The organism is Synechococcus lacustris str. Tous (genome assembly GCF_003011125.1).
In the GTDB taxonomy this organism is placed as follows: Bacteria; Cyanobacteriota; Cyanobacteriia; order PCC-6307; family Cyanobiaceae; genus Synechococcus_D; species Synechococcus_D lacustris.
Map to the genome: position 1 here is coordinate 1 of NZ_PXVC01000109.1, position 4619 is coordinate 4619.

General features: G+C 40.8%; 2 protein-coding genes. Both read left to right on the forward strand.

Annotated features, from left to right (window positions below):
* Positions 1-2549, forward strand: a 2549-nt coding sequence (locus C7K08_RS12740; RefSeq protein WP_133165268.1) for a putative Ig domain-containing protein, incomplete at its 5' end; no start/stop codon positions are given.
* 523 nt (positions 2550-3072) lie between these two features.
* Positions 3073-4619: leucine-rich repeat domain-containing protein (locus C7K08_RS12745; RefSeq protein ID WP_133165269.1), on the forward strand; the 1547-nt coding region annotated here is incomplete at its 3' end.

Genomic DNA, 4619 nt, shown 5'->3' on the forward strand with positions numbered 1-4619 from the left:
CCGATAGCATTGGCGCCGAAGTTTCGTTTGGGGCATACGTGAGTCTCGGTAGCGATAGACTAGGAGTAGCAAATTTCAAAAAAGACCTCTATCCAGATTACAGAGGTTCAGATCCATTGGGTGAATGGTCTGGTGATCAAGCATCAGGATATGGTCCGGAGTTTGCAATCGCAGAAACTCCTTTCATCCGTCGTGGAGATTCTGCCTATGTAATCGTTTCAGGTCCCACCTGGGAAGAAGCAGAGGCAAATGCCGTAAAACTTGGCGGGCACTTGGTGACTATTAATGATAAGGAGGAAAATGATTTCCTCTACAATTCATTCATACAACCAAAAATTGGGACGCCTTTTCTTCCAGAACCATTTATTAATGGATTCAGGTATTGGGGTGCTTATTGGATAGGTTTAACGGATAAAATAAAGGAAGGAAATTGGCAATGGATATCTGGAGAAAATTCTAATTACTCAAACTGGTATGGAAACGTAGGTGGCGATGATGCCCATGGAGGACAAGATTATGGTGTATTAGGATGGCAATGGAGTAACTCATGGGATGATGGAGGAGGTCCAGGAGGTGCAATACAAGAGGGACTATATGGAATCGCCGAAATAAAACTCGCACCCAATAACACCCCCACTGGAACTCCAACGGTTGCAGGAACATTTAAAGTTGGATCTACACTCACAATAGATGCAACAGCAATCAAAGATAGCGATAACTTCACAGGTTATACACCAACATTTAAGTACAATTGGGAAACATCAACTGATGGCACCACCTGGTCTAAACTCACCACAACAGACGGGGCAGATAATAACAATACTTATATCCTCACAGCAGCAGAGACTAGCAAGAAGATAAGAGGGGTTGTTAGTTACTTGGATGGTTATGGCACTAATGAAGTGGTTAATAGTGTTGCATCAGCATCCATCACCTCAAGTGCAACTCCTGTTCAATCACTCACTCTGAGTACTCCAAGCAAAACTGCAATCCGTTCCGGCATCAGCACAACATCKGCRATYRCCTATAACGTTTCTACAGGTAATACTGCACTCACAGGTGTCGGTGCATCTCTTTACTTTAATTCCACCCAACTAAACGTATCTATTGCTGGTGATCCATTCAAAACTGGTCTGCTGGGTAATGCCGTCACTGCTGATAGCTCCAATGCCGATGGTGACCCCAAGACAGATAAAGTTCTTTCCTTAACATATGCAGACTTTGGGGGCAACTTCCCCGGTAGTAATATCACCCTGCCTTTAGTGCTTGCCAATCTAAATCTGGTACCCACAACTACCTTCTCTGGAAGCACATTACATCTCAAAGGTGATCCTGCAGTTGGATTCACGGCAACAGGTGCTGATTTATTGATTGCCCTTAATGCAGCACCAGTTGTAGATGGTTCAATACCAGCACTTAGCACYAATCGTTACACACCTTTYTCTTATACTTTTAAATCAGATCTYTTTASWGATTCTGATTCCACTCTTTCTTTCTCTGCTACCACYAAYACAGGYGACACCCTACCAACTTGGTTATCCTTTAATCCAACTACAAGAACACTTTCGGGCACACCAACAACAGGTGGCACCATTAATTTAAACCTCAGCGCTACTGATGAACTTGGCAGTATCTCAACACCACTTAGTTTAAAGATCAAAGAAGTTCAATCGCTTTCATCTGCCACAACCGCAATCCGCTATCAACGCAATAAAGAATTAATTGTTCCGATTAATTACAGCACCAGTGACGGTTCATCCACCACTGGATTGAGTTTTAAGGTGCACTTTAATTCTTCTCTATTGTCTTTTGATTCAACTACTGGTGTTACCAATAAAACACAGGCAGATCTTTTCCAAATTGGTGCCATTCAACAAGACACGGCAAATACCGATAATGATGCCACAACAGATTCATTTATACCAATTAATATCGCATCTTTTACAGGGCAATTTCCAACCGCTGGAGTTCCAGTTAAACTCGCAGATTTAATATTTAAATCACTTGATAAACCAATTGATCCAATTACAGGTCTTAAAGATACCTTCATCAATTTCAGCGAAACAGAAGCAGCATCCGGTTTTGGATTTACTGCAACCTCAGCATCCCTGAAACCATTTTCTTTCTCACTTGATGTTGATGGTGATGGCAAGGTAACAGCATTAGGTGATGGATTAATGGTTATACGCAAACTATTTGGTGCTGCCTTTGCTGGTGATGCCTTGATTAATAAGGCAATATCTCCTGATTCACCTTATTTAAATGGCATTGCATATAACACCTTAACTACTCAACAGAAGGCAGATGTTGCAGCGCAAGTACATGCAAATATTCAAAGTAGTATTGATAGCAAATTATTAGATGTAGATAAAGATGGTAAAACAACTGCATTAGGTGATGGTTTGATGGTAATACGCCATCTATTTGGTGCTGCCTTTGCAGGTGCCGCACTCACCAATAAAGCAATCAGTCCTGATTCACCATATTTTGGTACTACCGCAAACTTTGCTGCCGTTGCCGCCAATATTGATGTGATGCGTCCTGTTTAGATAGATCCAAACAACATCTGGGAATWCACAAACYCKCTTGGATTAGTTGGTGCTGCTGTTGTAGTTACAGGGCGTTTGACGATCCCAACTGCTGATGGWGAYCTGCTTCATTACTCAGCAGTGGCATCAGAACCAYTGGAATCARCATCAAAAGCACCTGCTGCTGAAGTTGCTGCTAGTTCTTGCCCTAGAAGAGCAGCAGCATTGGCGGGTTTGGGGTTGGAGTTGTGGGGGTGATCTGCCTTAGCAAATGCCAAATACTTGCGAATATTGCATTAAATGCAAAGAAATGCTGAAACCCTTTGCCGTTACTTGTTTATGCAATATCCGCAAGAACCTGAGGAAATACTTAAAAACGGATACAATATGAAGAGATATAGATGCCATAGGCGTTTTGCCTCCTGGTACGCGCCGCTTCACTGTCGTTTCTTGAGGATTTGGGTTTTATGGGAGAAGCACCAACAATTGCATGGAAAAAACTGCTAAGTAGTGGATCCTCATCCTTTTACAAAAACCAATTAAAATGACTATACTAAATTGGATCGAGGCAGAAAAACTCATTAAAGAGCAGGGATCTGATGTAACTATTCCAAATGGATTTACATCAATTGATAGATATGCATTCTCAGGAGGAACAAAAAGATTAACAAGTATTGTAATCCCAGACAGCGTTACATCTATTGATGATTTTGCATTCATTGATACTTCATTGCAAAGTATTGTTATCCCAGACAGCGTTGCATCTATTGGTAGATCTGCATTTTATGGAACTCCATTAAAAAGTATTTTCATCGGCAAAAGTGTTAAATCGATTGGAGACAATGCATTCGTAGGCACTAAACTAACAAGTGTTGTCATTCCAAATGGTGTTGTGTCTATTGGAGCAGGGGCATTTGAGAGCACTCAATTGGAAAGTATTATTATCCCAAATAGTGTTACATCAATTGGGCGTGCAGCATTTTATATGGCAAAACTTACGAACATTGTCATCCCAGATAGCGTTACTTCGCTTGGAGTAAGTGCATTTACTTATAATCCATTAAAGAGTGTTATCATTGGCAAAGGCGTAAGATCTATTGGTGATTTTACATTTTATGGAACAGGATTAACGAATATTATTATTCCAAATGGTGTTACATCTATTGGAAATGAAGCATTCAACGGAACAGAACTAACGAATATTATTATTCCAAATAGTGTTACATCTATTGGGGATCGGGCATTCTATCAGACCAAATTGTCAAGTATTATTATTCCTAAAAGTGTTACATATATTGGCGAATATGCATTTGGCGGTGCAAAAGTCATACGCGAAGGAGTGCCTGAATATACAATTATAATAACAAATCAATTTGATCGCTATGAAGGCGAAACACTTGTCACCTTCATAGAAACAACCCAAGTTGCATCAGGTACCACTCTTTACTATTCGCTATCTGGAAATGGAATTACTGCTGCTGATTTCTCTGCTGGTTCCCTTACGGGTTCGGCAAYAGTTGGAACTGATGGCAAACTATCATTCAGTCACATTATCTCACGCGATAATGACATGGAGATTAGAGAGTATTTACAAATCAAAATTTTTATTGACAGTGCATTAACAATTCAAGTTGGCGAAGCAAGAGTTGGAATAAATGATAGAAAAGCAACATCACCCACCTACACCATTACCCCATCAACAACATCAATCAATGAGGGTTCAACACTCACCACATCTGTAGCAACAACAGATGTTGCATCAGGCACCACCCTCTATTACTCCTTAAGTGGTACTGGAATTACTGCAGCAGATTTCTCTGCTGGTGCTCTTACTGGTTCAGGAACAGTTGGATCCAATGGGTCCTTCTCTTTCTCGCATACTCTTGCAAATGATCTAACAACAGAAGGTGCTGAATCATTATCTATAAAACTTTATTCTGATACTGCCCGCACTCTGCAGGTTGGATCAACTGCGACGGTGAGTGTTGTTGATTCTTCAACTACTCCTGCTCCCACTTATACCCTCACCCCATCAGCAACAACTATCAATGAAGGTGCAGTTCTTACTAGTACTGTTAATACAACTAATGT